Annotated in this window: 27 protein-coding genes and 1 tRNA gene; 8 read left to right on the plus strand and 20 right to left on the minus strand. The window is 63.8% G+C overall.

What is annotated here, in order from left to right; genetic code table 11:
- Position 1 precedes the first annotated feature (1 nt).
- Genes VBO01S_RS09665 through VBO01S_RS09685 form a run of 5 tightly spaced genes read right to left on the minus strand, consistent with a single transcriptional unit; the run spans position 2 to position 5,116 of the window.
- The gene (locus VBO01S_RS09665; RefSeq protein ID WP_062473417.1) at positions 2-763 is read right to left on the minus strand and encodes an enoyl-CoA hydratase/isomerase family protein; all 762 of its coding nucleotides are present in this window, start codon (positions 761-763) and stop codon (positions 2-4) included.
- Entirely contained in the window at positions 760-1,869 is a 1,110-nt protein-coding gene (locus VBO01S_RS09670) for an acyl-CoA dehydrogenase family protein (RefSeq protein WP_062473418.1), read from the minus strand. The genes VBO01S_RS09665 and VBO01S_RS09670 overlap by 4 nt, the downstream gene beginning before the upstream one ends.
- A 3-nt stretch (positions 1,870-1,872) precedes the next feature.
- A complete protein-coding gene (locus VBO01S_RS09675; protein ID WP_062473420.1) occupies positions 1,873-3,033 on the minus strand; it encodes an acyl-CoA dehydrogenase family protein in 1,161 nt (386 codons plus the stop codon).
- 28 nt (positions 3,034-3,061) lie between these two features.
- Entirely contained in the window at positions 3,062-4,003 is a 942-nt protein-coding gene (locus VBO01S_RS09680) for a flavin reductase (protein WP_062473422.1), read from the minus strand.
- A gap of 21 nt (positions 4,004-4,024) precedes the next feature.
- On the minus strand, positions 4,025-5,116 hold the full coding sequence (locus VBO01S_RS09685) for an LLM class flavin-dependent oxidoreductase (protein WP_062473424.1): 1,092 nt from the start codon (positions 5,114-5,116) through the stop codon (positions 4,025-4,027).
- A gap of 102 nt (positions 5,117-5,218) precedes the next feature.
- Between VBO01S_RS09685 and VBO01S_RS09690 the strand changes: the two genes are divergently transcribed.
- Positions 5,219-6,127 carry a LysR family transcriptional regulator gene (locus VBO01S_RS09690; RefSeq protein WP_062473426.1) on the plus strand — a complete coding sequence of 303 codons (909 nt, stop codon included), beginning with the start codon at positions 5,219-5,221 and terminating at the stop codon, positions 6,125-6,127.
- Here VBO01S_RS09690 and VBO01S_RS09695 read toward each other — a convergent pair.
- Positions 6,124-7,005 carry an SMP-30/gluconolactonase/LRE family protein gene (locus tag VBO01S_RS09695; protein WP_062473427.1) on the minus strand — a complete coding sequence of 294 codons (882 nt, stop codon included), beginning with the start codon at positions 7,003-7,005 and terminating at the stop codon, positions 6,124-6,126. The two genes, VBO01S_RS09690 and VBO01S_RS09695, sit on opposite strands and share 4 nt — an antisense overlap.
- Before the next feature lie 137 nt (positions 7,006-7,142).
- On the opposite strand from VBO01S_RS09695, the gene VBO01S_RS09700 reads away from it, so the two are divergent.
- Complete coding sequence (locus VBO01S_RS09700; RefSeq protein ID WP_082818060.1) at positions 7,143-8,105, plus strand: Bug family tripartite tricarboxylate transporter substrate binding protein; 963 nt, start codon at positions 7,143-7,145, stop codon at positions 8,103-8,105.
- Between the two features lie 105 nt (positions 8,106-8,210).
- On the opposite strand, the gene VBO01S_RS09705 is transcribed toward VBO01S_RS09700, so the two are convergent.
- The 4 genes from VBO01S_RS09705 to VBO01S_RS09720 form a co-directional block, all read right to left on the minus strand.
- On the minus strand, positions 8,211-9,230 hold the full coding sequence (locus tag VBO01S_RS09705) for a Bug family tripartite tricarboxylate transporter substrate binding protein (RefSeq protein WP_255221087.1): 1,020 nt from the start codon (positions 9,228-9,230) through the stop codon (positions 8,211-8,213).
- Positions 9,227-10,420: a CaiB/BaiF CoA transferase family protein gene (locus VBO01S_RS09710; RefSeq protein WP_370680705.1), complete on the minus strand. Its 1,194-nt coding sequence runs from the start codon at positions 10,418-10,420 to the stop codon at positions 9,227-9,229. Before VBO01S_RS09710 ends, VBO01S_RS09705 begins: the two co-directional genes overlap by 4 nt.
- Before the next feature lie 108 nt (positions 10,421-10,528).
- Positions 10,529-11,287, minus strand: a complete 759-nt coding sequence (locus VBO01S_RS09715; RefSeq protein WP_082818061.1) for an SDR family NAD(P)-dependent oxidoreductase — start codon at positions 11,285-11,287, stop codon at positions 10,529-10,531.
- Positions 11,288-12,247 carry a Bug family tripartite tricarboxylate transporter substrate binding protein gene (locus VBO01S_RS09720; protein ID WP_062473435.1) on the minus strand — a complete coding sequence of 320 codons (960 nt, stop codon included), beginning with the start codon at positions 12,245-12,247 and terminating at the stop codon, positions 11,288-11,290.
- A 249-nt stretch (positions 12,248-12,496) separates the two neighbouring features.
- On the opposite strand from VBO01S_RS09720, the gene VBO01S_RS09725 reads away from it, so the two are divergent.
- On the plus strand, positions 12,497-13,837 hold the full coding sequence (locus VBO01S_RS09725; protein WP_082818062.1) for a M20 metallopeptidase family protein: 1,341 nt from the start codon (positions 12,497-12,499) through the stop codon (positions 13,835-13,837).
- 256 nt (positions 13,838-14,093) lie between these two features.
- Here the strand turns inward: VBO01S_RS09725 and VBO01S_RS32345 are convergent, their stop codons facing one another.
- Together VBO01S_RS32345 and VBO01S_RS31720 are read right to left on the minus strand one after the other, a co-directional pair.
- Positions 14,094-14,267: a hypothetical protein gene (locus VBO01S_RS32345; RefSeq protein WP_157627330.1), complete on the minus strand. Its 174-nt coding sequence runs from the start codon at positions 14,265-14,267 to the stop codon at positions 14,094-14,096.
- A 91-nt stretch (positions 14,268-14,358) separates the two neighbouring features.
- Positions 14,359-16,260 (minus strand): ATP-dependent nuclease, encoded by a 1,902-nt coding sequence (locus VBO01S_RS31720; RefSeq protein ID WP_082818063.1) that lies wholly within the window; start codon positions 16,258-16,260, stop codon positions 14,359-14,361.
- Positions 16,261-16,489: 229 nt separating this feature from the next.
- Here VBO01S_RS31720 and VBO01S_RS09730 point away from each other — a divergent pair, with 229 nt between their 5' ends.
- The 5 genes from VBO01S_RS09730 to VBO01S_RS09745 all read left to right on the plus strand — a co-directional run bounded on the left by VBO01S_RS09730 (position 16,490) and on the right by VBO01S_RS09745 (position 19,619).
- Complete coding sequence (locus VBO01S_RS09730; protein ID WP_157627331.1) at positions 16,490-17,125, plus strand: hypothetical protein; 636 nt, start codon at positions 16,490-16,492, stop codon at positions 17,123-17,125.
- Positions 17,126-17,216: 91 nt separating this feature from the next.
- Complete coding sequence (locus VBO01S_RS32350) at positions 17,217-17,369, plus strand: hypothetical protein (protein ID WP_157627332.1); 153 nt, start codon at positions 17,217-17,219, stop codon at positions 17,367-17,369.
- Positions 17,370-17,735: 366 nt separating this feature from the next.
- On the plus strand, positions 17,736-17,933 hold the full coding sequence (locus tag VBO01S_RS09735; protein ID WP_062473441.1) for a helix-turn-helix transcriptional regulator: 198 nt from the start codon (positions 17,736-17,738) through the stop codon (positions 17,931-17,933).
- A 15-nt stretch (positions 17,934-17,948) separates the two neighbouring features.
- Positions 17,949-18,692: an antA/AntB antirepressor family protein gene (locus tag VBO01S_RS09740; protein ID WP_082818064.1), complete on the plus strand. Its 744-nt coding sequence runs from the start codon at positions 17,949-17,951 to the stop codon at positions 18,690-18,692.
- Positions 18,693-18,809: 117 nt separating this feature from the next.
- The gene (locus VBO01S_RS09745; RefSeq protein ID WP_062473445.1) at positions 18,810-19,619 is read left to right on the plus strand and encodes a site-specific integrase; all 810 of its coding nucleotides are present in this window, start codon (positions 18,810-18,812) and stop codon (positions 19,617-19,619) included.
- Positions 19,620-19,634: 15 nt separating this feature from the next.
- Here the strand turns inward: VBO01S_RS09745 and VBO01S_RS09750 are convergent.
- The 8 genes from VBO01S_RS09750 to infC form a co-directional block, all read right to left on the minus strand.
- Positions 19,635-19,711 (minus strand) — tRNA-Pro (locus VBO01S_RS09750).
- A gap of 26 nt (positions 19,712-19,737) precedes the next feature.
- Positions 19,738-20,196 (minus strand): MerR family transcriptional regulator, encoded by a 459-nt coding sequence (locus VBO01S_RS09755; protein WP_062473446.1) that lies wholly within the window; start codon positions 20,194-20,196, stop codon positions 19,738-19,740.
- 64 nt (positions 20,197-20,260) lie between these two features.
- Entirely contained in the window at positions 20,261-20,635 is a 375-nt protein-coding gene (locus tag VBO01S_RS09760) for an integration host factor subunit alpha (protein ID WP_062473498.1), read from the minus strand.
- A 2-nt stretch (positions 20,636-20,637) separates the two neighbouring features.
- Positions 20,638-23,079, minus strand: a complete 2,442-nt coding sequence (gene pheT, locus VBO01S_RS09765; protein ID WP_062473448.1) for a phenylalanine--tRNA ligase subunit beta — start codon at positions 23,077-23,079, stop codon at positions 20,638-20,640.
- 45 nt (positions 23,080-23,124) lie between these two features.
- A complete protein-coding gene (gene pheS / locus VBO01S_RS09770) occupies positions 23,125-24,201 on the minus strand; it encodes a phenylalanine--tRNA ligase subunit alpha (protein ID WP_056579739.1) in 1,077 nt (358 codons plus the stop codon).
- 112 nt (positions 24,202-24,313) lie between these two features.
- Positions 24,314-24,673, minus strand: coding sequence for a 50S ribosomal protein L20 (gene rplT / locus VBO01S_RS09775; protein WP_007832499.1), 360 nt, complete (start codon positions 24,671-24,673; stop codon positions 24,314-24,316).
- A gap of 24 nt (positions 24,674-24,697) precedes the next feature.
- Entirely contained in the window at positions 24,698-24,901 is a 204-nt protein-coding gene (rpmI, locus tag VBO01S_RS09780; RefSeq protein WP_007832497.1) for a 50S ribosomal protein L35, read from the minus strand.
- Positions 24,902-25,054: 153 nt separating this feature from the next.
- Entirely contained in the window at positions 25,055-25,678 is a 624-nt protein-coding gene (gene infC / locus VBO01S_RS09785) for a translation initiation factor IF-3 (RefSeq protein WP_082818065.1), read from the minus strand.
- Positions 25,679-25,770 lie beyond the last annotated feature (92 nt).

A 25,770-nucleotide genomic window follows, 5' to 3' on the forward strand; every position in this document is an offset into this window, starting at 1 on the left:
CTCAGCGCCCCTTGTAGACGGGTTTGCGCTTCTCGAGGAAGGCCGTGCGGGCTTCCTGCGCGTCTTCGGTGCGGGCCAGCGCCATGGTGAAGTTCTGCTCGAAGCGGTAGCCGTCGCGCTGCGGCATCAGGTCCATCATGTTGGCGGCCTGCTTGGCATAGGCGATGGCCAGCGGCGCCTTGGAGGCGATCTCCTGCGCGATCTCCAGCGCCAGCGGCATCAGCTGTTCGGCGGGCACCACCTCGTCGATCACGCCGCGGCGGTACAGCTCGGCGGCCGGCACCTTCATGCCGGTGAAGAACATGCGGCGCGTGAACGAACGCCCGACCATGGTGCGCAGCATCGAGACACCGCCTGCGAGCCCGACGTTGATCTCGGGCATGGCGAAGGTGGCGTCCTCGCTCGCCAGGAAAATGTCGCAAGCGGCCATGAGACCGAAGCCCGCGCCCAGCGCGGGGCCGTTGATGGCCGCGATCACGGGCTTGGCGCATTCGCGGATGGCATTGCCCGTCTCGCGCGTCCAGCGGTTGTGGTCGAGGAAGTCGCCGGCCTTGTCGGCATTGGGTCGGTCCTTCAGGTCCGCGCCGGAGCAGAAGAACTTGCCCGTGCCCGTGAGGATCGCCACGCGCACGTCGGAGCGCTCGGAGACTTCATCAAAGATCTCGATCAGGCGGCGACGCGTGGCGCGGTCCAGCGCGTTGACCGGCGGCTTGTCGAGCCGGACGACGGCGATGTAGTCGGAAACTTCCAGATTGATGCTCATCGCACACTCCCGGTTTGGTTGGAAAAAGAAACTTGCGGTGCACACGCCTGTGGCGCCAGCAGTTGGGCGACATGCAGGAGCCGGTCGCCGTAGCGGAACTCGGAGGCGATGAGGCGCTGCGCCGTGCGTGTGGCCAGCACCTCTTCGCTCACGCCCATGCCCCCGTGCATCTGGATGGCCGCTTCCGCACAGGCGCGCGCCGACTCGGCCAGCGACACCTTGGCCAGGCGCAAGGTGCGGCGCAGATCGGGCGCGTCCTGCTCGTATTCGTTGAAGCAATGGATCACCAGGCCCTTGGCGCCCAGGTACTTCACGTACATGTCGGCCACGCGATGGCGCAGCACCTGGAAGCTCGAGAGCGCCACGCCGAACTGGCGCCGCTCCTTCAGGTGAGTGACGGTCTGGCGGATGAGGGTCGCAAGCGCAGCCACCGTGTCGGCGACCGTCAGCAGCAAGGCGGCATCGGTGGCCTTGGCGCACGCATCGCGTGCAGCAGCGCCACGCGCGATGCAAGCGCTCTCGGGCGCGGCCAGCTGCGCCAGGATGAAGTCCGCGCCCACGCGGGCCTCCATCGTCCGGTAGCGGGCCTTCGGTGCGCCGATGCGTTCGGCATCGACCAGGAAGATGGCGTCCTCGCCATCGACTTGCGCAGGCACGAGGTAATGCGTGGCAGGCAGCGTCGCGTCGACGCCCTGCACAGTTCCGCTCAACTCGTAGCCGATGTCGAGGTGCCTGGCCGTCACGGCATGGACGTCGGGCGTGGCAGACAAGGCGGTCAAGGGTGCCATCTGCACGCTGCCCTCGGCCACGGCTTCCAGCCAGCGCCGGGCCGTTTCGGCACCCGCGGCCTGCAGCAGCAGCGGCACCACGGCGCAGGTCTCGACCACCGGCAGTTGAAGGCCATGCGTGGCGAGCCCCTCCACGATGGACGCGAGATCGCTCAGGCTGCCGCCGACACCGCCGGTCTCCTCGGGCACGAGGGTGGCCGTCCAGCCCAGTTCGCGCACGGGGTCGCCCTGGATCGCGACGGCGATATGGTCTTCGGCATAGCGGCTCGCCGCGTCCAGCAGCATGCCGGGAAAGAGCGACGGGAAAGAGGTGGACATGGCTCAGGCTCCCAGGAGTTCGTTGGCGACCACGTTGCGCTGCACCTCGGAGGTGCCGCCGGCGATGGTGCGGGCGCGCGTGAACATGTAGTTCTGGATCCAGGTGGCGTCGGGCACGTCGTCCCCCGCCTCGGCGAGAAAGCGATGCGCGGCATCGGGACCGACCGCATCGAGGGCGATGGTCGTCAGGCGTTGTGCGACGTCGGCGCAGGTCATCTTGATGACCGAGGGCTGCACGCCCAGCGGGCGCTGGTGGATCAGATCGTCGGTGGCCTGCGCCATCATCACGCGCGCCCCCTTCACGTCGGCCTCGCACAGCAGCAGCTTGTGGTGCAGGCCGCTGAAGTCGCGCAACCCTGCGGCGGCGCGGCTCGCCACGTCCACCAGCTGCGTGACCTGGCGGCGCATGAGTTCCAGCCGCGCCACGTTGGCCGGCGGAAGGCGTTCACGCTCGAGCAGGAACTTGGCGCAGGTCCAGCCCTTGCCGACTTCGCCGACGAGGTTGTCGGCGCGCACGCGCACCTCGTCGAAGAACACCTCGTTCAGGTGATGCCAGCCGTCGATGGTCTGGATCGGGCGCACGGTGATGCCCGGGGTGTCCATGGGCACCAGCAGCAACGAGATGCCTTCCTGCTTCTTCGCTTCCTTCGACGTGCGCACCAGCATGTAGATCATGCTGGCCTCGTGGGCATGCGAGGTCCAGATCTTCTGGCCGTTGACGACCCACTCGTCGCCGTCTCGCCGTGCGCTGGTGGACAGCGAGGCCAGGTCGGAACCCGAGCCGGGCTCCGAATAGCCCTGGCACCACCAGTCCGAACCGTCGAGGATGCGCGGCAGGAACCGCGCCTTCTGCTCGGGTGTGCCGAAACGGATGATCACCGGACCGATGTGGCCCAGCCCGTGGTGGTACAGGGGCGGACAGTCTTTCTCGGCCATCACCTCCTCGAAGATGAGGCGCTGGCGAATGTCCCAGCCCGTGCCGCCGGCTTCGCGCGGCCAGCTCGGCGCACCCCAGCCCTGGGCGTTGAGGATCTTCTGCCAGGCCTGGTATTCGCGCTTCGTGATCTTCTGGCCGGCCGCGACGACGGCGCGGATCTCTGGCGGGCAGGCGCTGCGCACGAACGATTCGAGTTCGCGCCGGAAGCCGGCGTAGTCGATGGACATCTTGTCTCCTGTGGAATTTCGGAAAGGCTCAACCCTTGCGCAGCTGCGTGATCAGCTCGTCCAGGGCGGCGGTGGCACCGGCGGCGTCGCGCCGGCGCAGGTTGTGCGCCACCTTGCGACGCAGCGGAAACAGGTCGGGACGCGGGCGCACCGAGAGCACATGCGTCATGCGCTCGCGCAGCACGCTGGTCATGGTCTGCGCCATCAGCGTGAGCGCTTCGTTGTGGCCGGCCGTGGCGATCGAAGAGAAGAACGCACTGGCGGAGGCGATGCGCTCCTTGAGCGGCGCGTCGTCGGGGTGGGCCTCAATGGCACCGGCGGCTTCATGCACGGCGTCGAGCTCGGCCTCGGTGGCGCGTTCGCTGGCCAGGCGCAGCAACGTGCCATAGAGCGTGCGATAGGCCTCGTCGATGTCGGCGTCTCCCAGCCGCCCTTCCACGACCAGCTTGCGCAGCGACTCGGCCAGCTTCATGTAGGCGCCCTTGTAGAACACCAGCGCCTGGTCGGCCGCTCCGGCGCTCAGGTGCCGAACCTCGCCGATGAAGATGGTGTGGTCGCCGGCTTCGTGAGCCGCATGCACGCGGCATTCGAAGCTCGCCAGGCAATCGTCGATCAGCGGCATGCCCAGCGCGCCGGCGCGCCACGGCACGCCCTCGAACTTGTCCTCGATCTTGCTTGAGGCGAACCGGCCCGACAGCGCATCCTGCTGCTCGGAGAGGATGTTGATGACAAAGCCGTCCGCCGCCTGGAACGTGCCCAGCAATCGGCTCGCATTGCGCAGGCTGAACAGCACCAGCGGCGGGTCCAGCGAGACCGAACTGAAGGAGTTGCAGGTCAGGCCGGCCGGCTGGCCGTCCGGCGTGCAGGTGGTGATGACCGCCACGCCGGTCGGAAAGCACCCGAGCAGCTGACGGAACTGGGCAGGCTCGATGGCGCCGCGGGTGCTTTCTTCTTCAGCGACTTCGGACATGGCGTCTCCTGGCGCTCGGCCTCAGGCCGCAGCGAGTTCGCTCTGGACCGCGGGCCGATGCGGCGGATCGTTGGCGATCTCCTGCTGCACCGTCGGAATGATGACCTTGCCCCAGACCTCGAGCTGGCGCAGCATCGTGGCGTGATCGAAATCGCCCATCTGCGTCTGGAAGCAGTAGTGCACCGGCTTGAGCGTGCGGATTTCGTTGACCACGCGCTCGATCACGGTGTCGATGTCGCCCACGGGCAGCAGCGCGCGCATCTCGTCCAGCGTGGGCTCGCCCTCGACGATGCCTTCTTCGACCTGGTAGTCGTCGGCGATCTGCGCGGTGCGGCGCTTCAGGCTGACGGCGATGCGGCGCTGGTAGCGGGCGCACTCGAGGTAACTCTCCACCTCATCCTTGTTGTTGCTGGCATAGGCCGCGCGCAACAGGCCGACCTGCACGCCGGCCGGGTCCTTGCCCTCTGCCGTGGCCACCTTGTCGATGAGGGCCCGGGTGCTGGCCAGCTTCTCCAGGCCGCCGTCGCCGCCGGAGACGAACACGTGGTGGTCGGACTTCACGGCGCGCGACAGGAAGGCCGGGTCGACGCTGGTGATCCACATCGGCGGCATGGGTCGCTGCACCGCGCGCTGGCTGATGGCGCTCATCGGCTGCTGATAGTACGCGCCGTCGTAGCTGAACTTCGGCTCCCGCAGGCCCGCCTCGAGCATGTCGAGCATCTCGAAGGTGCGGCCCTTTGCGGATTCGAGCGACACGCCGAAACGCTCGAACTCGAACTGCTGGTAGCCCGAGCCGATGCCCAGGTTCAAACGGCCGTTCGACAACTGGTCGACCATCGCCACATCGGCGATCAGGCGGGCCGGTGTGTACAGCGGAGCGACGACAATGCCGGTTCCCAGCCGGATGTTGCGGGTGACCGCGGCGCAGTGCGCGATCATGGTCAACGGCGACGAGCACATGCCGTAGTTGCTGAAGTGGTGCTCGGCGTACCACGCGGCCCCGAAACCCAGTTCGTCCGCCAGACGCGTCTGCTCGATGGCGTCGCGCAGGATCTGGTGGGAGGTCTTATGCTTGTTCCGCTGCTGCATCAAAATGAAGATTCCGAAATCCATCGCTGTTGCTCCTGGTTGGCTGGTGTTGATCGAGGTCCATCGTAGGAACTCAATGCCTGCGTGGATCACCAGCGAACGCACAGCTTCTTTGCGTCTTTCGAAATGAAGGCCCTCGACTCGCTGCGCATCTTTGTGGCCACCCAGCGCAAAGGCAGCCTCTCGGCCGCGGCCCGCAGCCTCAGCCTTTCGCCCGCGACCATCTCTAGGCGCATCAGCGCACTGGAAGAAGAACTGGGCGTGCAACTGGTGGATCGCACCAGCCGCAACCTCAAGGTGACGGAAGCAGGCCAGGCCTTCCTGGAGCGGGCCGAGGCGATGCTGGAACTCATGAGCGAGGCCGAGCAGGCCGTGCACAACGCGCGCCAGCGACCAGAAGGCCGCCTGCGCGTGCATTCGCGCACGCACATCGGCCTGCGCGTGCTGGCACCGCTGCTGCCGCGCTTCGCGGAGCTCTACCCCGACATCCGGGTCGAGCTCGAGCTCTCCGAGCATCCGATCAACCTGGTGGAGCACGACTTCGACGTCGACATCCGCACCGGAGAGTCCAACGATTCAGGCTTCGTCATCAAGCGGCTGCAGTCCAGCGACGAGGTGCTGGTGGCCAGCCCAGCCTTCGTGAAGACCTACTCGCGCATCCGGCATCCCAGCGACCTGCCGCACGTGCGCTGCCTCACCTACCGGCGCGAGCGCGAAGTCATCACCTGGAAGTACATCGACCCGGCGGGTGAACAGCAGGAGCTGGCCATCCAGGGCGTGCTCAGCGCCAACAACGGCGAGCTGCTGCGGCTGGCTGCCATCGGCGGCATGGGCGTGGCGCTGCTGTCCGAGGCCACCGTGCGCGACGACCTGCGCGACGGCACGCTGGTGCGGCTGCTGCCCGAATACCGCTTTGCCGTGCGGGCGTTCTCCAACGGTGTCTTCGCCGTCTTCCGGCAGAGCCGCGTGCTGCCGCTGAAGGTGCGTGCCTTCGTGGACTACGTGGCAGACGCACTCAGAAGCGAGACCCGCTAGACGTCGGCGAAGTGATGGGGCAGACGCCCCGTGGCGGGCAGGCCGGTGATCACGAACAGCCCGCCATCCTGCGCCTGGTTGCCCTCCAGCCGCGCGCTGCGTGAAATGGTGGTCAGGTACATGTGCTCCAGGCGGGGCCCACCGAAGCAGATGCTCGTGGGGTAGCTCACCGGCAACTCGACCAAGCGCTCCAGCGTGCCGTCCGGGGCATAGCGCGCCAGCTTGGCGGCGCGGGTCAACACCGTCCAGAGGAACCCTTGTGAGTCGACCGTCGCCCCGTCGGGCCCGGAGTCGAACGCGTGCGTCTTCGCGAACTCGCGCTTGTTGCGCAGGGGACCGCTCGGATCGTAGTCATAGGCCCAGAGGGTTCTCTCCAGGCTGTCGGCCAGGTACAGCACGCGGCCGTCGGGGCTGAAGCAAGGCCCGTTGGCAAAACCGATGTCGTCGGCCAGGTGCTCCACGCGAAGGTCGGGGCGCAGCCGGTAGAGCCCGCCCTTCACCGCCTCGCCGGCCTGGCGATCGACGTGCATGGTGCCCGCCAGGAAGTTGCCCGCCGGATCGCATTTGCCATCGTTGAAGCGGACCTTCGGATCGTCCACGGGAATGCGGGCCAGGTGCGCCAGTGTCCGCGTGGCGAAGTCATAGCGCGCAAAGGTGTGGCGCAGCGCCACCACGACGGCCTCGCTGCGGCACGGCGCGATCGAACCCACGGGCGCGGGCAACGGGTGCCGCTCGGGCAGCCCGGTCTCGGTGTTCAACCGCCACAGCGTGCCGGCCAGCGCGTCGATCCAGCTCAGCGCCTGTGCATCGGCATCCCAGCAGGGGCTCTCGCCCAGTTGATCTTTGGTCGTCCCGACCCGGGTGATCTTCACGGTCATCGGGCAAGTGTGCGGGCGCGCTGGCGCCCCTGTCGGCGCATCCCGCAAAGCTGCTTTTCATTCCTTGCAGATCACTGCTGGGAGCTGCGCCCTAGACTGAATCCAGCGTTCGATTCGAACCAGAACAGGAGACAAGAATGAGCTATCGAAAACTCGTCATGGGGTTGGCGCTGGGTGCCTGCGCGCTCGCCCCGGCCCTCGCCCTTGCCCAACAGGTGACCCGCCTCGTCGTGCCCTTTGCGGCCGGCGGCGGCACCGACCAGTACTGCCGCATCCTGGCCCAGGAACTCGGCAAACAAGGGCTGAACGTCATCATCGAGAACAAGCCCGGCGCCAGCGGCATCCTGGCCGCCGACTACGTGGCGCGCGCCAAGCCGGACGGCCAGACCGTGCTCGTGTCGTCGCTGGGCACGCTCGCGAACAACAGCGTGCTCTACGAGAAGCTGCCCTACGACCCCGTGAAGGACTTCGCGCCGGTCACGCAGATCGCCTACCAGCCCGCCATCGTCGTGGGCCGCACCGACCTGCCCTACAAGAACATCAAGGAAATGGTGGCCTACGCCAAGCAGAACCCCGGCAAGATCAACCGCGGTTCGCCCGGCGCGGCCATCCTGACCAACCTGGCACCCATCGCTTTCGAAAAGGAACAAGGCTTCAGCACCTTGCACATTCCTTTCAACGGAGACGCCCCCGCGCTGCAGGCCCTGCTGGGCAACCAGATCGACATTCACGGCACGTCCATCACGGGATCGCTTCCCTACGTGAAATCGGGCAAGTTGCGCGTGCTCGGCGTGATGGATTCACAGCGCCTGCCGCAGGTGCCCGACGCCCCCACGTTCAAGGAACAGGGCTTCGACATGGAAGCCACGCTCTGGTACTCGCTCTCGGTGCCTACCGGCACGCCCAAGCCGGCGATCGACCGGCTGAACAAGGCCGTGAACCAGGTGATCGCCGACCCCGACTTCGTGGCCCGCGCCCGCGCCATCGGCATGGAGCCCCGCGGCGGCACGCCCGAAGAGCTGGCCCGGTTCATCAAGGTCGAGGCGGACCGCTGGCTTCCGATTTTGCGCAGTTTGAATCTGCCGAAGCAATCGCACTGATCCTCAGGGTCCCATGCACAACGCCCCGGAACTCAAGCCCCAAAGGGCTTCGGGTTCCGGGGCGTTGTTGCGAGGGCGTCGGCACCCGAGGGTGCCAACCCCAAATCAGATCGAGATGTCCTTCTCCGACGCCACCTTGTTCCAGCGCTCGAACTCGCTGGCCATTCGCCGCTTCATGACTTCGGGCGGCTGGTAGGCGCTGAGCGCGCCGATGTTTTCGAGCCCGCGCTTCGTGTCCGCTTCGGCCAGGATGCGGCGCAGTTCCGAGTCGAGCCGGGTCACCACGCCGGCCGGCGTGCCGTTCGGCACGATCAGGCCGCTCCAGCTGCTCACATTGAAGCCAGCGAAGCCTTGCTGCGCGATGGACGGCACCTCGGGCAGGAAGGCCCGGGCATCGGCGGAGCCGAGCGCCAGCGCCTTGAGGCGTCCGCTGCGGATGTGCGGCATGGCCGCGACCAGGTCGACGAACATGGCGCCGATCTGCCCACCCAGCAGATCGGTGATGGCCGGCGCACTGCCCTTGTAGCCCACGTGCTGCATGGGAAAGCCGCCCATGTCCTTGAGCTGCTCCATCGCCAGGTGGCCGATGCTCCCCGACCCCGCGGTGGAGTAATTGACCGGCTGCGCCTTGGCGGCCGCGATGAAGCCCTTGAGATCGTTCACGCCCGGCAGCACCAGCGGGTTGATCATCAAGACCAGCGGCAAATCGTAGACCGACGCCACGCAGGTGAAGTCCTTGCGCACGTCGTACTGGTTGTTCCTGTAGACGATCGGTGCCACCAGCGCGGGCATGCCGAACATCGACACCGTGTAGCCGTCGGGCGCCGACTTGATCAGCGACGTGGTGCCGATGGACCCCGAGGCGCCGGGACGGTTGTCCACGATGACAGGCTGGCCGAGCGCGCTGGCCAGCTTCTGCGCGACCAGGCGCGCGGTCGCATCGGTCGGGCCGCCGGCCGGAAAGGCCACGACCATGCGAACGGTTTTTTCGGGCCAGCGGCTCGCCGCGTTGGCGCCGGCGGACAGCGACGCCAGCCAGGGCGCTGCGCCGGCCGCGAGGCACGACTTCAGCAGGAGCCGGCGCGGGGCGGCTGGTTCGGTTTCGCGCATGCGGTGTTCGTTCATTTGATGACGCTTCTTTGGCTCAGGGAATCAAGTTGGCCGTCGCCCATGTCGAGCAGCTCACGCAGCACTTCGGCCGTGTGCTCCCCCAGGTGCGGCGGGTGGTGGCGCACGCCCGCGCGTGCGCCGTCGATGATGTAGGGCGGCGCGTGCACGGCCTGCGGCCCCGCCTGCGTGTCTTCGAAGCGGTGCCAGACCTGTGTCTGCGCCGTGCGGTCGGACTGCAGCGCGTCGTAGAGACCGAGCACCTCCCCGCAGGGAATGCCCGCCGTGTTCATGCGTGCGATGAGATCGGCGCGCGAGAACTGCCCGATCTTCGCGAGCAGCAGCGGCAGCAACTCGTGCCGGTGCTTCGAGCGTTCGGTGTTGGTGGCGAACTTCGGATCGACCGGCAGCTCGGGGCAAAAAATCACTTCGTCGCAGAACTTCCTGAACTGGCCGTTGTTGCCGACCGCGATCACCACCGGACCGTCCGCGGCCTCGAACACGCCGTAGGGCACGATCGACGGGTGCGAGTTGCCGAACTTGGCGGGGTCGCCCTTGTTGAGCCAGGCGGTGAGCCCGTAGTACGAGGTGATCATCATCCCGCTGTCGTACAGCGACATCTGGATGTGGCGGCCCTCGCCGGTGCGCGTGCGTTCGTAGAGCACGGCCAGGATGGCCTGGGCTGAGTACATGCCGGTGAACATGTCGACCGCGGCAATGCCGAACTTCAGCGGGCCCTGGCCTTCTTCGCCATTCATGGCCATCAGGCCCGTCTCGCCCTGGATCACGAGGTCGTAGCCCGGCCGCGCTTTTTCCTGGCTCAGCACCGAGTAGCCGGAGATCGAGCAGTAGATGAGCTTCGGGTTGAGCTTGCGCAGGTCGTCGTAGCCCAGTCCCATCTTCTGCGCGCCGCCGTACTTGAAGTTCTGGATGACCACGTCGCACTGCGCGGCGAGCTGGCGCACGATGTCCTGGCCTTCCTTGTCCTGCAGGTCCACGCAGATGGAGCGCTTGTTGCGGTTGCAGCTGTTGAAGTAGGACGTGTTGTGGCTGCCGATGCGCACGCCCCAGTCGCGCGTGTCGTCGCCGCGTTCAGGATGTTCGACCTTGATCACGTCGGCGCCCAGGTCGGCCAGCGCCATGCCGCACAGAGGGCCGGCCATGACGCGTGACAGGTCCAGCACGCGCACGCCTGCAAGGGGTTGCATGAAAGTTGGGTTCATTCGATGGTTCTCGGGTCTTGTCTTCGATGCGGTTCGCCTGTTCGCCCGGGCGATCGCCGGACGACCGCGCACGGCGCAGCCGCGCGGCCTCCATCAGTTGGCGGTGTAGCCGCCGTCGACCGGCAGGATGGTTCCGGTGACGTAGCGCGCCTGCTCCGAGGCCAGGAACACCACGGGGCCCGCGATGTCCTGCGGGTCGCCCACGCGGCGCAGGAACGTGCGGCGCACCATCCGCTCGCGACGCTCCGCGTCGTCCGCGATGTGGGCGGTCATCGGCGTCATGACCAGCCCGGGTGCGACGGCATTGACGCGCACGCCATGCGGACCGAAGTCGCGCGCCAGGAATTTCGTGAGCTGACCGACCGCCCCCTTCGACGCGCCATAGGCCATGTGGGCCGAGGTCGCCACGAGCGAGGTGATGGACGCCACATTGACGATGGTGCCCCGCGTCTTGCGCAGGCCTTCGGTGCAGGCCACGGTGAGGTTGAGCACGCCCTTGACGTTCACCGCCATCACGTGGTCGATGTCATCCGAGAGCGACTGCGCCTCGAACGCCGCGCTGCGGCCGCCGACGCCCGCGTTGTTCACGAGCACGCCCACGGGGCCCCAGGCTTGCTGCAGGTCGGCGACCACGGCCTCGCATTGCGCGGCGTCGCGCACGTCCAGCGCGTACGGGCGCACGCGGTCCGCCGCATGGCCCGTGCGCGCGGCGGCCTCGCGCGTTTTGTCGGCGTCGATGTCGGTCAACGCGACGCGACAGCCGGCCTCCAGCAGGCGGGTCGCAATGGCGAAGCCGATGCCCTGGCTCGCCCCGCTGACCAAGGCCACCGTGTCATCGAACAACGGACGCATTCAATGCCCCTGCTTGGGCAGATCCAGGCGCTGAAGCAATGGAACCCAGCGCTCGGTCTCGGCCTTCACATAGGCGGCCAGCGCCTGCGGCGTTCCGCCTCGCGGCTCCATGCCGATCGCCTGGGAGCGCGCGATGAAGTCCGGATCGACCAGCACCTGGTTGACGGCGCGATTGAGCTTGTCGATGGTGTCCGTGGGCGTGGCGGCCGGCGCGGACAGCGCGTACCACAGCAGTGCCTCGATGTCGTAGCCCTGCTCCTTGAACGTGGGCGCATCGGGCACCTGGGGCAGGCGCTTGGCGTCCATGACGCCCAGCACGCGCATCTTGCCCGCCTTGACGTGCTGCAGCGGCCCGGTGATGGAGGTCCCCTGGATGTCGATCTGGCTGCCCAGCAGCGCCTGCAAGCCGGGCGAATCGCCATTGAACGGAATGTGCGTCGTGCGAATGCCGGCCATGCCCTCGAAGGCCAGCGGCGCCAGGTTGGTCAGGATGGAGGCTCCCGGCGAGCCGCGGTTGATCTTGTCCGGATGGGCCTTGGCATAGGCCACCATTTCCTTGATGCTCTTGTAAGGCAGGTCCGCGCGCCCCACGATGATGGTCGGCTGGTAGGCGATCTGCGTGACTGGCGCGAAGCTCTTCACCGGGTCGTAAGGCAGCTTCTCGTACATCACGGTGTTGCTGGCCAGAATGCTCAGCGAGCTCATGAGCACGGTGGTGCCATCGGGCTTGGAGCGCGCGACGTTGTCGGCGGCCACGATGCCGCTGGCGCCTGGCTTGTTGTCGACGATGGTCTGGGTGCCGCGCTTGGTGAGTTCAGCGGCCAGCAGCCGCGCGTACTGGTCGGTGCCGCCGCCGGCCGCAAAGGGCACGACGATGCGAAGGGGTTGCTGGGCCTGCGCCGTGCCGACGGCGAGGACGAGGCCGAGCAGAAAGCCGCCGAGGCGCTTCCGGGATTGCATGGCGATGTCTCCTGAATGGGGTGCCGAGATGGCTTTCCTCAGTTTAGGAGCGCGGGCTCGGCGGCATGCATCAAGGGATGAAAAGGTGCTTTGTAGTTTCGGGAGGAACGTCCGAGAGGTGTCCACCTACAGTGAACCGCCCTCGGAAGCTGGATGTCAGCTGGCCACCGGCGCTGCACGGGGACGAAACGCAGCTTCATCTTCGCAAGATTTCACAACCTCACATCCATCAGAAGGAAAAACGACATCGTGAACGTCCTGAAACCACTCCTGTGTGCAGCGGCAATCGCCATTCAAATGGCCATCGCTTCCGCGGCGACACCGCAGCCCTTGCTTGAACGCGCGCTCGCCTTGTCCGATGCAGCCGAGCCCGACGTCATCGCATGGCGTCGTCATCTCCATCAGCATCCAGAACTTGCGTACGCAGAAGTCGAGACGGCCAAGTACATTGCTGCCGCATTGGGCAAGATCCCAGGTGTCGAAGTCCAGACCGGCATTGCCAAGACTGGCATCAAGGCCGTATTGCGTGGCGGCAAGCCCGGCCCGGTGGTTGCGTTGCGCGCCGACATGGACGCCCTGCCTGTCGAGGAGCGCAACGACCTGCCGTTCCGTTCAACGGCCAAGGCTCTGTGGCGTGGCCAGGAAGTTTCGGTGTCGCATGTCTGCGGCCACGACACACACGTAGCCATGTTGCTGGGCGCGGCTCAAGCCCTTTCGGCCATGCGAGAGGATCTGCCCGGCACGGTGGTCTTCCTGTTCCAACCGGCCGAAGAGATCGGCCCCGGCGCCGAAAACCCCAGCGGCGCGCTGGCAATGGTCAAGGCCGGCGCTCTGGACAATCCCAAGGTCGATGTCGTGTTGGGCCAGCACATCGGCGCACAAGCGCCCAAGGGCTCCATCTCCTATCGACCTGGTGCCATGCTGGCCAGCATCGACGTGTTCAACATCAAGCTCAACGGCGCTGGTGGGCACGGTGCCGCGCCATGGGCGGCCAACTCTCCCATGTTGGCGGCGGCGGAAATTGCCCTGGGCTTGCAGAACATCGTCAGCCACCGCACCAACCCGACGATCGATGGAGGCGCCACCGTGGTGACGGTGGGCATGCTGCAAAGTGGCAACCGCTTCAACATCCTGCCCGAGACCGCAGAACTCTCGGGCACGGTACGCGCGCTGTCGGCGCAGAACCAGAAGGTCGCCCACGAGCAGATTCGCATGAAAGCCGAGCACATCGCGGCCAGCTACGGCGTCAAGGCCAATGTGCGCATCGATACCGGTGGGGGCTACGGCGTGCTTGTCAACGATGCGCCGACCACGATGACGCTCGTCGATGCATTGAAGGCTGCAGCAGGAAAAGACAAGGTCACGGAGATCTTGCCGTCAATGGGATCGGAAGACTTTGGCGCCTTCGGCGGCACGGGCGTTCCGGTGGTGTTCTGGATTTTGAACGCCTCGCCGTACCCCGATCGCGCTGGCCCGACAAATCATTCGCCGTTGTTCACCGTCGATGAGTCCGCGATGCGCATCGGGGTGAGAGCCTTGACCAGTGCGACCCTGGCGCAAATGACACGTGCAAGGACAGGCACGCCCTGATGAATCGGATGGTGCAAGCCGCGCGGCACATGCCCTTGAAACTTCGCCCACAACTCGCGGAAGGGTCCGTGGTCAAGTATGCGCGCACTGCGGACCTCGCCGAGAGAAGCTCGCCGCCGTGCTCCGAATAAAGGTCGAGGCTGGTCCCGAGCCCCCGCAGATTCGCCTCCCGCAGCGGTGCGGCGCTGAGTGGGCTGATGCCTTCCTCCGTCTCGTGCGTCTCGTCGGCCTGGTGCAGCGCACGTAGCTGCCGCGCCTAGGTTCGCATCCGAGCGCACTGCCTCGTGACGATATAGACCACGCCCTCCACCTCTTCCAGCGCCTCGTCATCGTCCCAGGCCACGGGCGTCACCACGTCGGGGTAGATCGGATCGATCGGCTTGGTCAGCCGAAGAAACAGAGGGTGGCGACGGCTGCGAGGTTCAGGCATACGCTTTTCTAGCGCGGATCTCCGAAAAGCTTGAACACGGGTTTTTCGAGCGTGATTCGATAGTTCATCGTCGCCTCCGCCGAATCGCGAACTATCCGAAATCGTACTCCGCTACATATTGAGCGAGCTGGTCAACCTCGTCGCAAAGATCACCACGCGCGAGATCTCGATAAAGATAGTTTTTAAAATTATGCAATTGCTGATCGGGCTTAACCCCCTTTAAATTCGATTTAACAATCCAATTCTGAATTATTGGCCATCGAGATTGCTTTGGAGCAAATTCTTCGAGGGCCAAGTGAGGGAGCCCTCCAACCGAATCAGCAAACTCATTTGCTCTTCGAATCAAAGCCACCAAGGAAAAAAGATCTTCGCCGCTCTCAAAGCCTTCTCCAAGAATGTCTTTGAGGGTGACCCATTCGCCCCACGCGCGCGCATCCTCATAATCTTTTTTCTTTTCAAGGGCAGGCTTGTCTGAATCACTTATTATTAAACACTTTCTCGACGCCAACTCAAGTATCCGAGAAACATGCTTTATGTCTTTTACACCCTCTGCAAACACTGCACCCAAATTTTTCGTTTTTTCTCGAAAAGAGTCATCGCGTTTTTGCAGATCCTCCAGCGCAACCCGAAATATCTCCTTATCTCGCCACCCTTCAAATATTACATTATGCAGCTTCAAACTCTCAAAGATTGAATACCCAATTGCAGCATAAAGAACCTCCTCATCTTGCATTTTTGATTTTTCTGCCGCCACCGCTGTGGTTACTTCCTTTTTCTTCTCCACAATTAAATGCCGTCCGACATTTTCCTTATCGATCATGAAAATTGAATGGGTTGAATAAACAACGGTATTTGCGGCACCAATTTTAATCAGTTCTTTAGCCAGGCTTTTGGCGCCACTTGGGTGCAATGCAATTTCCGGCTCGTCCACCAAAATCAATACACCCTTAATCTCCTCCGTTCGAACGCGTGCCGAAATCATCAACAGAAAGCTCACAAATCGCTTGAAGCCGTCGCTGCGACTCGCCATATCAAGTTGTACTTCATGGTCAGTTACAAGGGGGACAATCAATTCACCATCAGGCGTCAGATCAATCCGAATGCTCTTATAGTCATGCCATAGGCTACGCACATGCTGTGTCGCCGCATTAGAAACTCTTTTAAGCAGCTTGGTATATCGATAATGCGATTGAGATCTTACGGCCTCGATCGTCGATCCAATATCGGCGCTTTTTATTCCTGCCAACTCAAACATGCTTCGCATGGGTATGCAGCAACTCGGATCGTCAGAAAATTCGGCAATTTTTACATGCGAAGGCAGCAAATAATTTTCACCGTATTTCCAAAAAATACATTTAGGAAGTGCCGCATCCACTCGCTTAGTAATGAGAGGGGAAACTAGCGCATCAAGCTGCTCAATTGACAGATGGGCGAGATTCGCATTGCTCGCATTCTTCGGACTGTATGCCACCAATGCCGGGGGGACATTCACCGTGCCAACATTAAGTTCAATTTGGAGAAAGCTTGAATCATTCCTGAACCACCCGGGAATAACCGAATAATCATCAGAATTCGACCAAGTTAATGTGTGCCGACTGCCTGTATGTAGCCAAGCCTCATGAGAGGCAGTCGAAACACGAGAGCAGTACTCTCGGAGCGTAAGATCTCCATCCGCACTCTTGACAATCGCGGCATCCAAGCATGGGCCATAAAAGAAATTCGCCAACTTTTTGAATATCGCTTCAATTTCATCTTCTTCGAGGTTGAAATGAAACTCAACAAACCCCTTAGACACAGCCTCTTCATTTTGCCGCTCCACCCTCAAATCAGCAGTCGTGATTGGCACGCTTAAATCGAGAAACTGAAGCGCTCGCAAGATGTTCGATTTACCGGCTTCATTAATCCCAACAAGAACCACACAGCCATGGTTGAACTCTATTGTCAGGTCTTCAATCGATCTGAAGTTTTTTATCTTTGCACGTTTAAGTTTCATATTACTTTCCCACCGATAGATTAGCTGAATCGCCGAACGCCGCCGCGAATTAACACGTTTGCATCAAATTGTGCATGAGTCCTAAGGGATTCCGGGAGTTTTTGGGTTAGGGTAGATCCCAGCAGACGCGGGCTCTCAGAGCCCCGGAGCCCGCCGCAGGAAAGAAGTCGCGCTCCCCCTTCCCTCGTGTTGATGGCAATATCACGGGTGTGATTGATTCCACCCCGCTATGACCAACGAACCAGAAGCTAGAGAACTGCAGCGATTCACTACTAATCCGATCGCTGAAGCTGGCGCCACGCTGGGCACATTGATAGATATGTGGGATGGCTGGTTCGAAGGCAGAGACTTCATCCAAGAAATCTTCAAGCCGATGTGGGACGACGAAAACACATCGGGGTATGACCAGGCAGCGCAGCTTGTGGAAATCGAGACGATGCCCGACTGGATGGGGCGAGAGCCGATCACCCCGGATGGCAGGAATGCCGTCATGAAAATTGGACTTGTGCTGACGGCATGCGCATACGCGGTGCAGGCGATGAAGGCAAAGAAGCGATCTGCTGAGGCGTGGTCCTATGCCGTCGATGCAGCCCGCTGGCTGGGGATCCTTCAAGGGTTTCACTCAAACGTCGGCCACAAGCAGGCAGCGTCCGATTTCGCCCGTGCTGGAGCACATGCTGCACATGCGGAGAACCGTGCCATGAAAGCCCTCGTGATGAATTGGTGCGACTCCAACATGTCTGAGTTCAAGAGCATGGACTCTGCCGCTGAGGCGATTGCGGGAAAGCTGGTGCCGGTCAAATTCCGTACTGCTCGCGGCTGGATTGGGGAATGGAAAAAACTGCAGTCTGCTGGCAGACCGTAGGCTCTGCTGGGAGCGCGTAAGGCGTCCCAGCGCGCTGGATTCAGCTCGCCGCAGGAAACCGCGATATTCCCCGCATACCGCAGCACATCAGATGCAACGCGGGCGAAACCACTGGGGAGATAACCGTGACGGTCTACGGCCTGTGCTGGGCGAGCAAGGCTACAAGGTTCGGATCGGCGACGACAACGACGACTTCGACATCAAGGATCTCGACGTTCAAGATCGCCAACAAGGACAGCAATGAAGTTGCGATTGCATCCGCAAGCGGGCCCGCCGCATCAGCACCACGCTCTCGCTCAAGGGCTTGCAGATCTACGGTGGTTATCCACGGACAAAGGACTTTCCCTGCGCGCTGCACCGGAAGTTCACTGCTTATTAACAACCTTGTCCACACACGCTGCGGTTTTCGCGCGTTAGCATTCTCAGCACCGATTTGGACTACTGGTTACCTAAACAGCATTACCGGCGTCCAAAAGGCAAGGGCCGCGAGTGATGGAACACAAGCGGCCCTCTTGAGCACCCGAACCCGAGAGAACTGGCACCCGTCTGCGGAGACGAAGAAAAGTTTAACCGGGTCCGGGGATTTTTTGGCTTCGAACTGAAAGCGCCCATGACCTGTGACAGCGATCCCACTCCACCAGCCGACAAGCTGCTGCGCCTCCCTGATGTCCTCACCAAAGTCCCGGTCGGCCGGGCGTCCTGGTGGAAGGGCGTCAAGGATGGCCGCTACCCCGCGGCCATCAAGCTCAGCCCGCGCACGAGTGCCTGGCGAGCCTCTGACATCGACAAGCTGATCGCGTCCCTTTAAGCAGGGAGATCGACCATGAACACGATCATGACGGGACACCGTCGGCGGAGCGCTGGGCGCCTAGCCGTGACCATCAACATCGCCATCAACTCGCGCCAGGTCGGTGACGAGCTCACTCCCACTATCAACGGCCGCGACTTGCATCGCGAACTCGGCGTGGGCAAGGACTACACGTCTTGGGCAAAGGCGCAGATCAAGCGCGCTCACTTCGAAGAGAACCGCGATTTCGTGCTGCTCACCCAGAAGGGGGAGCAGCTCGCCAGCGGCGCGAAGTGGAGCACCGAGTACCACTTCACCGTCGAGGCCGGCAAGCACATCGGCATGCTCTCGGGTACGACCAAGGGCCGTGAGGTACGGGAGTACTTCCTGGAGTGCGAGCGCCGCGTGAAGTCTGCGGCGGTCCCGGCGGTCCGCGACGCACGCACCGCCGCGCTGATCGATGCTTTGGTCCGTCAGGATGCGCTCGAGCAGGAGCAGGCCCGACAAGCCACCGAGCTCGCGCGCCTGCAGGAGAACGTCGCCGTGATCGAGGCACGCACGCAGCCCGAGAACAAGCATTTCACGGTGATGGGCTATTCAAACCTCATAGGGCGGCAACTCGATGTGCGTACCGCGGCCACGCTTGGGCGGAAGTGCGCTGCACTGTCGCGTGAAAAGGGCATGGTCATCGGTGACGTGAGCGACGCGCGTTTCGGTGCCGTTCACAGCTACCACGAGTCCATCCTCCAGGAGGTGCTGGCACCCGCGACCACCAATTGAACCCAGAAACGGCGAAAGCCCAACGGCGGCAACCGTTGAGCTTTCTGTGAGGCGTTTCGCACGAAGCGCTACCCGAAGACCGAACTGCAGGCCCTGCTGCCGGGCTACCTGAGCGCGGTGACCATCACGCAGCACCTGCACGCCAACCGTGCGCGCGGCTCGTCCGCAAACAAGGACATCCAGCTGCTGTCGCGCATGTTCCGCCTGGCGCGGGTGCGCTGGGGCCTGACCACCTTCAACCCGTGCGGGGGGATCGAGTACTTGCCGGAAACACCACGCGACCAGTACGTCAGCGACCAGCGCTACGGCCAGATCTACGAAGCGGCGAGTCCGGTGCTGCAGTGCATGCTCGAGATCAGCACCCAGACCGGCGCGCGGGCCGGCATGATCTTCGACATCAGGATCGGCGACTTCAACGAAGACCGCATCGAACTGCGCGTGACGAAGAAGCGCAACGAGAAGGGCCACGTGACGAAGACCTACGCCATGACGCCCGACCTCTGGCGGGCGCTGACACGCGCGCTCGAGCTGCGAAAGAAGAACCGCGGGGGCGCGGCCAGTCTGCCCAGCGACTACCTGTTCATCACGAAGCAGGGCAACCCGTACGGCAAGGAAGCGTTCAAGAGCCTATGGCGCGTGGTGCGCACGAAGCTCGGCTTGGCGGCCCGGGAGATCACGTTCCACGACATGCGTGCGAAGGCGGCCTCAGACGCTGACTCGGACGTTGCTGCGCAGGAGCTGCTGCACCACGAAGACGTCAAGGTGACGAAGCGCGTGTACCGGCGCAAGGTGCCTGTCGGAACCCCCCTTGCCATCCGCAATTGGGGGGCGTGGAGAGGGCTGAAAACCTGCTGGTTTGTCAGAACACCCCCTCATTTGTCAGACGCAAAGAAAAACGGGTCAGAGCTTTTGGCCCTAACCCGTTGATCTATCTACTGATTTTGGTCGGTGTGAAAGGATTCGAACCTTCGACCCCTTGCACCCCATGCAAGTGCGCTACCAGGCTGCGCCACACACCGAAGCTCTCGATTATAGCGGGCTAAATTCAGTGTCCGACAGTCAACAGCTCACGAATTTCAAAGAGTTCGCGGCGAAGGTGCAACAACTGCGACAGGTCGACGGTCTGCGTGGCCGCGGCGGGCCCAGGTTCGTCCTGCACGGCGGCATCGAATTCTTCCTGGCCGATCTCGATGGCCTCCAGGCCTTCGAGCGGCACTTCACCTGCCTTGCGACGGTCGCGCTCGCCCTGCGTGAGTTCCTGCAGCTTGTTGCGCGCACCGCTGATGGTGAAGCCCTGGTCGTAGAGCAGGTCGCGGATGCGGCGGATCATCAGCACCTCGTGGTGCTGGTAGTAGCGACGATTGCCGCGCCGCTTCATCGGGCGCAGCTGCGTGAACTCCTGCTCCCAATAGCGCAGCACGTGCGGCTTCACGCCACAGAGTTCGCCGACCTCACCGATGGTGAAGTAGCGTTTGACGGGAATCGGCGGGAGCGTTTTCTCCATTGAAATCAAGACTGTGCGCGGGAAACCTCATAGATTACTCTACGCGGCCGCACAGCACCAAGCACTATTCCGCGCCCAGGCTCCACTCGACTTCGGAAGTGCCGCCCTGCGGCTCGATGCTGCCCTGGATCTGCTCCTTGAGCTTGGCGCTCGCATGGAAGGTGGCCACGCGGCGTTCGCCGATCGGAATGGCTTCGCCGGTGCGCGGGTTGCGCCCGGGACGCGGCGCCTTCACGCGGATCTGGAAATTGCCGAAGCCCGAGATCTTCACGTCCGTGCCTTCGATCAGGCTGCTGGCCACGAGCTCGAAGAACGCCTCCACCATGTCCTTCGATTCACGCTTGTTCAGGCCGATCTGCTCGAACAGCAGGTCGGCCAGGTGCGCCTTGGTGAGCGCCGGCGTTTCGAGGGCTTCGAGCGTGAATTCGGCGGCGTTCATCTTCATCCTCTCAAGCGGCCGCCCAGGGTGGCGCCCAGTTGTTCGACGATTGCACGGACAGCGGGTTCGACCTGCTCGTCCGTCAGCGTGGCGGCATCGCTCTGGAAGGTCAGGCGCACGGCCATGCTCTTCTCGCCCGGTGCCAGCGCACCCGGCGCCGCCACGGCGCCTTCGCGCAACGGCTGCGGACGGTAGATGTCGAACAGCGTCGCATCGCGCAGCAGGCCCGAGGCGGACGCGCCCGCGCGGATGGCCTGCATCAGCGCGTCGTGCGACACCGCTTCGGCCACGACCACCGCGATGTCGCGTTCGACGGCCTGGTGCTTGGGCACCGGCTGCGCCACGGGCACGGGCCGCGCCGTGACGGCGTCGAGGTCGAGTTCGAACAGCACGGGCGCCTGGGTGAAGTCCCACTTCTGGCGCCAGCGCGGATGCAGTTCGCCGATGAAGCCGATGGCCTGGCCGTCGAGCAGCACACGGGCCGAACGACCGGGGTGCAACGCGGGGTGCTCGGCCGCTTCGAAGGTCGGCACGCGCGGTGCGAGCAGCGCTTCGACATCACCCTTGACGTCGTAGAAGTCAACACGCTGCGGCTTGCCGTCCCAGCGCGACGCCTCGGCATCGCCCCAGGCCAGGCCGGCCACGCGCATGGGCTGGTTCACGCCGCGCACGGTGCTGTCGGTGGTGACAACGCTGTCGTCGCGCAGGAACACGCGGCCCAGCTCGAACACGCGCACGCGCGGTGCCTTGCGGTCGAGGTTGAACTTGAGCACCTGCAGCAGCGAACCGAGCAGCGACGAGCGCATCACGCTCATCTGGCTGGCGATGGGGTTCAGCAGCTTGACCGGATTGGCGTTGCCCGCCAGGTCCTGCTCCCAATGCGCCTCGACAAAGCTGAAGTTGATGGTTTCCTGGTAACCCAGCGCTGCAACGCTGCGACGCACCGCGAAGCGGCTGCGCTGCGCTTCGGGACGAACGCGGGCAGTGATGGGCGCGAGCGGCGCGGTGGTCGGCAGGTTGTTGAAGCCGATCAGGCGCGCCACTTCTTCGATGAGGTCTTCCTCGATCAGCAGGTCGAAGCGGTGCGGCGGCGGCGTGACTGTCAGCGTGCCTTCGCCTTCGGTGATCGCGAAACCGAGGCGGTGGAGCGCATCGGCGCATTGCGCCTGCGTCAGCGGCATGCCGATGACACGTGCGGCGCGGGCCACGCGCAGCGTGACGGGCGCGGCTTCGGGCAGGCGCAGCGTCTGGTCGTCCATCTTGCCGGCTTCGCCGCCGCAGATCTCGATGACCAGTTGCGTGATGCGCTCGATGATCTGCACCGTGCGGCTCGGGTCAACGCCGCGCTCGTAGCGGTGGCCGGCGTCGGTCGAGAAGTTGAAGCGGCGCGAACGGCCTTGCACGGCCTCGGGCCACCAGAACGCGGCCTCGACGTAGATGTTGCGCGTGTCGTCGGTCACCGAGGTGGCGTCGCCGCCCATGATGCCGGCGAGCGATTCGACTTCGCGGTCGTCGGCGATCACGCCGACCTTTTCGTCGACGGTGATCGTCGTGCCGTTGAGCAGCTTGAGCTGTTCGCCCGCCTTGCCCCAGCGCACCGTGAGGCCGCCGTGGATCTTGTCGAGGTCGAAGATGTGGCTGGGCTGGCCGTACTCGAACATCACGTAGTTCGAGATGTCGACCAGCGGCGTCACGCTGCGCTGGCCGCAGCGCGCGAGGCGCTCGACCATCCACGCGGGCGTGGCGACCTTGGTGTTCACGCCGCGCACGATGCGACCCGAGAAGCGGCCGCACAGGTCGGGTGCCTCGACCTTGACGGGCAGCACATCGGAGAACGACGTGGCCACGGCCGCGATGGCCGGCGTCTTCAGCGGTGCGCCGGTGAGTGCGGCGAGTTCGCGCGCCACACCGTACACGCTCAGGCCGTGCGCCAGGTTCGGCGTGAGCTTGAGCGTGAGCAGCGCGTCGTCGAGCTTGAGCACGTCGCGCACGTCGGCACCGAGGGGCGCGTCGGCGTCGAGTTCAAGCAGACCGCCGTGGTCTTCGCTCAGCTTCAGCTCGCGCGCCGAGCACAGCATGCCCTGGCTCTCGACGCCGCGCAGCTTGCCCAGCTTGATGAGGAAGGGCTTGCCGTCTTCACCCGGCGGCAGTTCGGCGCCGACGAGGGCGCACGGCACCTTGATGCCGACGCGCGCATTGGGCGCGCCGCACACGATGTTCAGTAAAGCGCCCTGCCCCACGTCGACCTGGCACACGCGCAGGCGATCGGCATTCGGGTGCTGCTCGGCTTCCTTGATTTCGCCGACCACGATGCGCGTGAAAGGCGGGGCCACCGGACGGCGCTCTTCGACCTCGAAGCCACCCATGGTGAGCGTTTCGGCCAGTGCGGCGCTGTCGAGGGGCGGGTTGCAGAACTCGCGCAGCCAGGATTCCGGGAATTGCATCTCTTCGATCTCGATCTGGTTTTTCTATCTGTGGAGGGGGCGTGCTTACTGGAACTGCGAGAGAAAACGCAGGTCGCCGTCGAAGAACAGGCGCAGGTCGTTCACGCCGTAGCGCAGCATGGTGAGCCGGTCGGGGCCCATGCCGAAGGCGAAGCCGATGTAGCGCTCGGGGTCGAGGCCCATGTTGCGCACGACGTTCGGGTGCACCTGGCCCGAGCCGGCGACTTCGAGCCAGCGGCCGGCCAGCGGGCCGCTCGCGAACTGGATGTCGATCTCGGCGCTCGGCTCGGTGAACGGGAAGAAGCTGGGGCGGAAGCGCAGCACGAGGTCGTCGCGCTCGAAGAAAGTGCGGCAGAAGTCGGTGAAGACAACCTTCAGGTCCTTGAAGCTGACGTTCTCGCCGAGCCACAGGCCTTCGCACTGGTGGAACATGGGCGAATGGGTGGCGTCGCTGTCGACACGGTAGGTGCGGCCGGGCGCGATCACGCGGATCTCGGGCGCCTTCACGGTGCCGGTGGTGTCGGCAGCAGCAGCGGCGAACTCGGCCGCGTACTTCTTGGTGTGCTGGTGGGCGTAGCGCACCTGCATCGGGCTGGTGTGCGGACGCAGGTTGTAGGGAATGCCGTCGTCGCCCTTGAGGTCGACGTAGAAGGTGTCCTGCATCGAACGCGCCGGGTGGTTCGGCGGGTTGTTGAGCGAGGTGAAGCTGTGCCAGTCGCTCTCGATCTCGGGGCCGTCGGCCACGTCGAAGCCCATGCTCGAGAAGATCTCTTCGATGCGCTCCAGCGTGCGGCTCACGGGGTGCAGTCCGCCGCCGGCGCGATGGCGGCCGGGCAGGCTCACGTCGAGCGCTTCGGCGCGCAGCTGCAGCGAGAGTTCTTCATCGGCGAGTTGCTGGCGGCGATCGGTCAGTGCAGCCTCGATGGCCTGCTTGCCGACGTTGATCGCGGCACCGCGGGACTTCTTCTCTTCGACACTCAGCGCAGCCATGCCCTTCATCAGCTCGGTGATGCGGCCCGACTTGCCGAGGAACTGGGCCTTGGCGTTTTCGAGCTCTGCGGGCGTTTTCGCTTCGGCGAAGGCGGCGCGTGCGGTGTCGACCAGGGAGTCCAACTCGTTCATAGCAACAAAAATCTTCGAGGGGAAATAAAAAAGAGCTGGAGCCTTTTCAAGCGCCAGCCCTTGAGCCGTGGGCGCAAGAAGCCGTCCGGAGACGGCGACCTGCTGTGCAAAATCAAGCAGCCAGCTTGGCCTTGACCTGCTCCACGATGCCGGCAAAAGCGGCCTTGTCGTGCACGGCGATGTCCGCAAGCATCTTGCGGTCGATCTCGATACCGGCCTTGCGGATGCCGTTGGCGAACTGGCTGTAGGTCAGGCCCAGTTCACGCGAGGCGGCGTTGATACGCGCGATCCACAGCTGACGGAACACGCGCTTCTTGGTACGGCGGTCACGGTAGGCATATTGCCCAGCCTTCATCACCGCCTGTTTGGCGACGCGGAAGACATTGCCGCGGCGACCGCGGAAACCCTTGGCGAGTGCGAGAACTTTCTTGTGGCGGGCGCGAGCCGTTACACCACGTTTGACGCGAGGCATGTGTGTACTCCTTGTTCGTCTGAGTTAAATGCCACGACCGGGCAGCATGGCGGCGACAGAAACCATGTTGGTCTCATGCACTGCGACTGCACCACGCAGGTGACGCTTGTTCTTGGTGGTCTTCTTCGTCAAGATGTGACGCTTGAAGGCTTGACCGCGCTTGACGGTGCCACCGGGACGAACGCGGAAACGTTTTTTCGCGCTGCTCTTGGTCTTCATTTTGGGCATGTGAATGCTCCTTTAGTTTGTGCTCGTGAGGCGCCGCGGATACTCCACGGACTTGTTGGCCCCGAGACACTTCTTTATCTCGCCCCCGCCTGCACTTCTTTCGAAATGCGGGCCAGGGCGAAATCCCTTCAAAACCCGTCTACTGCAAATGCCTCAGGCGGTTGCCGTGGGCGCTGCTGCCGGCGCAGCATCTGCTGCCGGCTTCGGCGCCGCGCCGCCAACCTTCTTGCGGCCCGGAGCGATCATCATGATCATCTGACGGCCTTCCAGCTTCGGGAACTGCTCGACCATGATCGTGTCGCCCAGCTCGTCGCGAATGCGCTGCAGCAGAGCCAGACCGAGCTCCTGGTGCGTGATCTCGCGGCCGCGGAAGCGCAGCGTGATCTTGCATTTGTCGCCCTCTTCAAGAAAGCGCCTGATGTTGCGCATCTTGATGTTGTAGTCGCCATCGTCGGTACCGGGCCGGAACTTGATTTCCTTGACCTCGATGACCTTCTGCTTCGACTTCGCCTCGGCTGCCTTCTTCTGCTCGTGGTACTTGAACTTTCCGTACTCGATCAGGCGGCACACGGGCGGATTTGCCGCAGCAACGACCTCCACCAGATCCACGTCGGCCTCACCCGCAAGGCGCAAGGCTTCGGAAAGGCTCATGACACCCAATGGCTCGTTTTCCGGGCCGACCAGGCGGACTTCCGGGGCCATGATTTCCCGGTTCAGGCGGTGTTGGCGTTCCTCGCGGTGGCGGCGGTCGCGAAATGCAGTAGCGATGGTCAGAATCCTTCAAAGTTTGCTACAAAATCTGTAGCGATCGCCGCTCAGTCTTCGCGGACAGGCGGCACGATGTGGCAGAGAAACATATGGGGTGTTTC

It is taken from the genome of Variovorax boronicumulans NBRC 103145, assembly GCF_001591345.1.
Lineage (GTDB): Bacteria > Pseudomonadota > Gammaproteobacteria > Burkholderiales > Burkholderiaceae_C > Variovorax > Variovorax boronicumulans.

Bases quoted from the DNA above. Each gene is read 5' to 3' on its own strand.
- VBO01S_RS09695 (WP_062473427.1), bottom strand. From the start codon at position 7,005: ATGACCGTGAAGATCACCCGGGTCGGGACGACCAAAGATCAACTGGGC.
- VBO01S_RS09670 (WP_062473418.1), bottom strand. From the start codon at position 1,869: ATGTCCACCTCTTTCCCGTCGCTCTTTCCCGGCATGCTGCTGGACGCG.
- VBO01S_RS09665 (WP_062473417.1), bottom strand. From the start codon at position 763: ATGAGCATCAATCTGGAAGTTTCCGACTACATCGCCGTCGTCCGGCTC.
- VBO01S_RS09735 (WP_062473441.1), top strand. From the start codon at position 17,736: ATGACCTGTGACAGCGATCCCACTCCACCAGCCGACAAGCTGCTGCGC.
- pheT (WP_062473448.1), bottom strand. From the start codon at position 23,079: ATGCAATTCCCGGAATCCTGGCTGCGCGAGTTCTGCAACCCGCCCCTC.
- VBO01S_RS09730 (WP_157627331.1), top strand. From the start codon at position 16,490: ATGACCAACGAACCAGAAGCTAGAGAACTGCAGCGATTCACTACTAAT.
- rpmI (WP_007832497.1), bottom strand. From the start codon at position 24,901: ATGCCCAAAATGAAGACCAAGAGCAGCGCGAAAAAACGTTTCCGCGTT.
- VBO01S_RS09740 (WP_082818064.1), top strand. From the start codon at position 17,949: ATGAACACGATCATGACGGGACACCGTCGGCGGAGCGCTGGGCGCCTA.
- VBO01S_RS09720 (WP_062473435.1), bottom strand. From the start codon at position 12,247: ATGCAATCCCGGAAGCGCCTCGGCGGCTTTCTGCTCGGCCTCGTCCTC.
- VBO01S_RS09715 (WP_082818061.1), bottom strand. From the start codon at position 11,287: ATGCGTCCGTTGTTCGATGACACGGTGGCCTTGGTCAGCGGGGCGAGC.
- VBO01S_RS09705 (WP_255221087.1), bottom strand. From the start codon at position 9,230: ATGAACGAACACCGCATGCGCGAAACCGAACCAGCCGCCCCGCGCCGG.
- VBO01S_RS32345 (WP_157627330.1), bottom strand. From the start codon at position 14,267: ATGCCTGAACCTCGCAGCCGTCGCCACCCTCTGTTTCTTCGGCTGACC.
- VBO01S_RS09680 (WP_062473422.1), bottom strand. From the start codon at position 4,003: ATGTCCGAAGTCGCTGAAGAAGAAAGCACCCGCGGCGCCATCGAGCCT.
- VBO01S_RS09675 (WP_062473420.1), bottom strand. From the start codon at position 3,033: ATGTCCATCGACTACGCCGGCTTCCGGCGCGAACTCGAATCGTTCGTG.
- VBO01S_RS09755 (WP_062473446.1), bottom strand. From the start codon at position 20,196: ATGGAGAAAACGCTCCCGCCGATTCCCGTCAAACGCTACTTCACCATC.
- VBO01S_RS09710 (WP_370680705.1), bottom strand. From the start codon at position 10,420: ATGCAACCCCTTGCAGGCGTGCGCGTGCTGGACCTGTCACGCGTCATG.
- VBO01S_RS32350 (WP_157627332.1), top strand. From the start codon at position 17,217: ATGCAACGCGGGCGAAACCACTGGGGAGATAACCGTGACGGTCTACGG.
- VBO01S_RS09690 (WP_062473426.1), top strand. From the start codon at position 5,219: ATGAAGGCCCTCGACTCGCTGCGCATCTTTGTGGCCACCCAGCGCAAA.
- pheS (WP_056579739.1), bottom strand. From the start codon at position 24,201: ATGAACGAGTTGGACTCCCTGGTCGACACCGCACGCGCCGCCTTCGCC.
- VBO01S_RS09760 (WP_062473498.1), bottom strand. From the start codon at position 20,635: ATGAACGCCGCCGAATTCACGCTCGAAGCCCTCGAAACGCCGGCGCTC.
- VBO01S_RS09685 (WP_062473424.1), bottom strand. From the start codon at position 5,116: ATGGATTTCGGAATCTTCATTTTGATGCAGCAGCGGAACAAGCATAAG.
- VBO01S_RS09700 (WP_082818060.1), top strand. From the start codon at position 7,143: ATGAGCTATCGAAAACTCGTCATGGGGTTGGCGCTGGGTGCCTGCGCG.
- rplT (WP_007832499.1), bottom strand. From the start codon at position 24,673: ATGCCTCGCGTCAAACGTGGTGTAACGGCTCGCGCCCGCCACAAGAAA.
- VBO01S_RS31720 (WP_082818063.1), bottom strand. From the start codon at position 16,260: ATGAAACTTAAACGTGCAAAGATAAAAAACTTCAGATCGATTGAAGAC.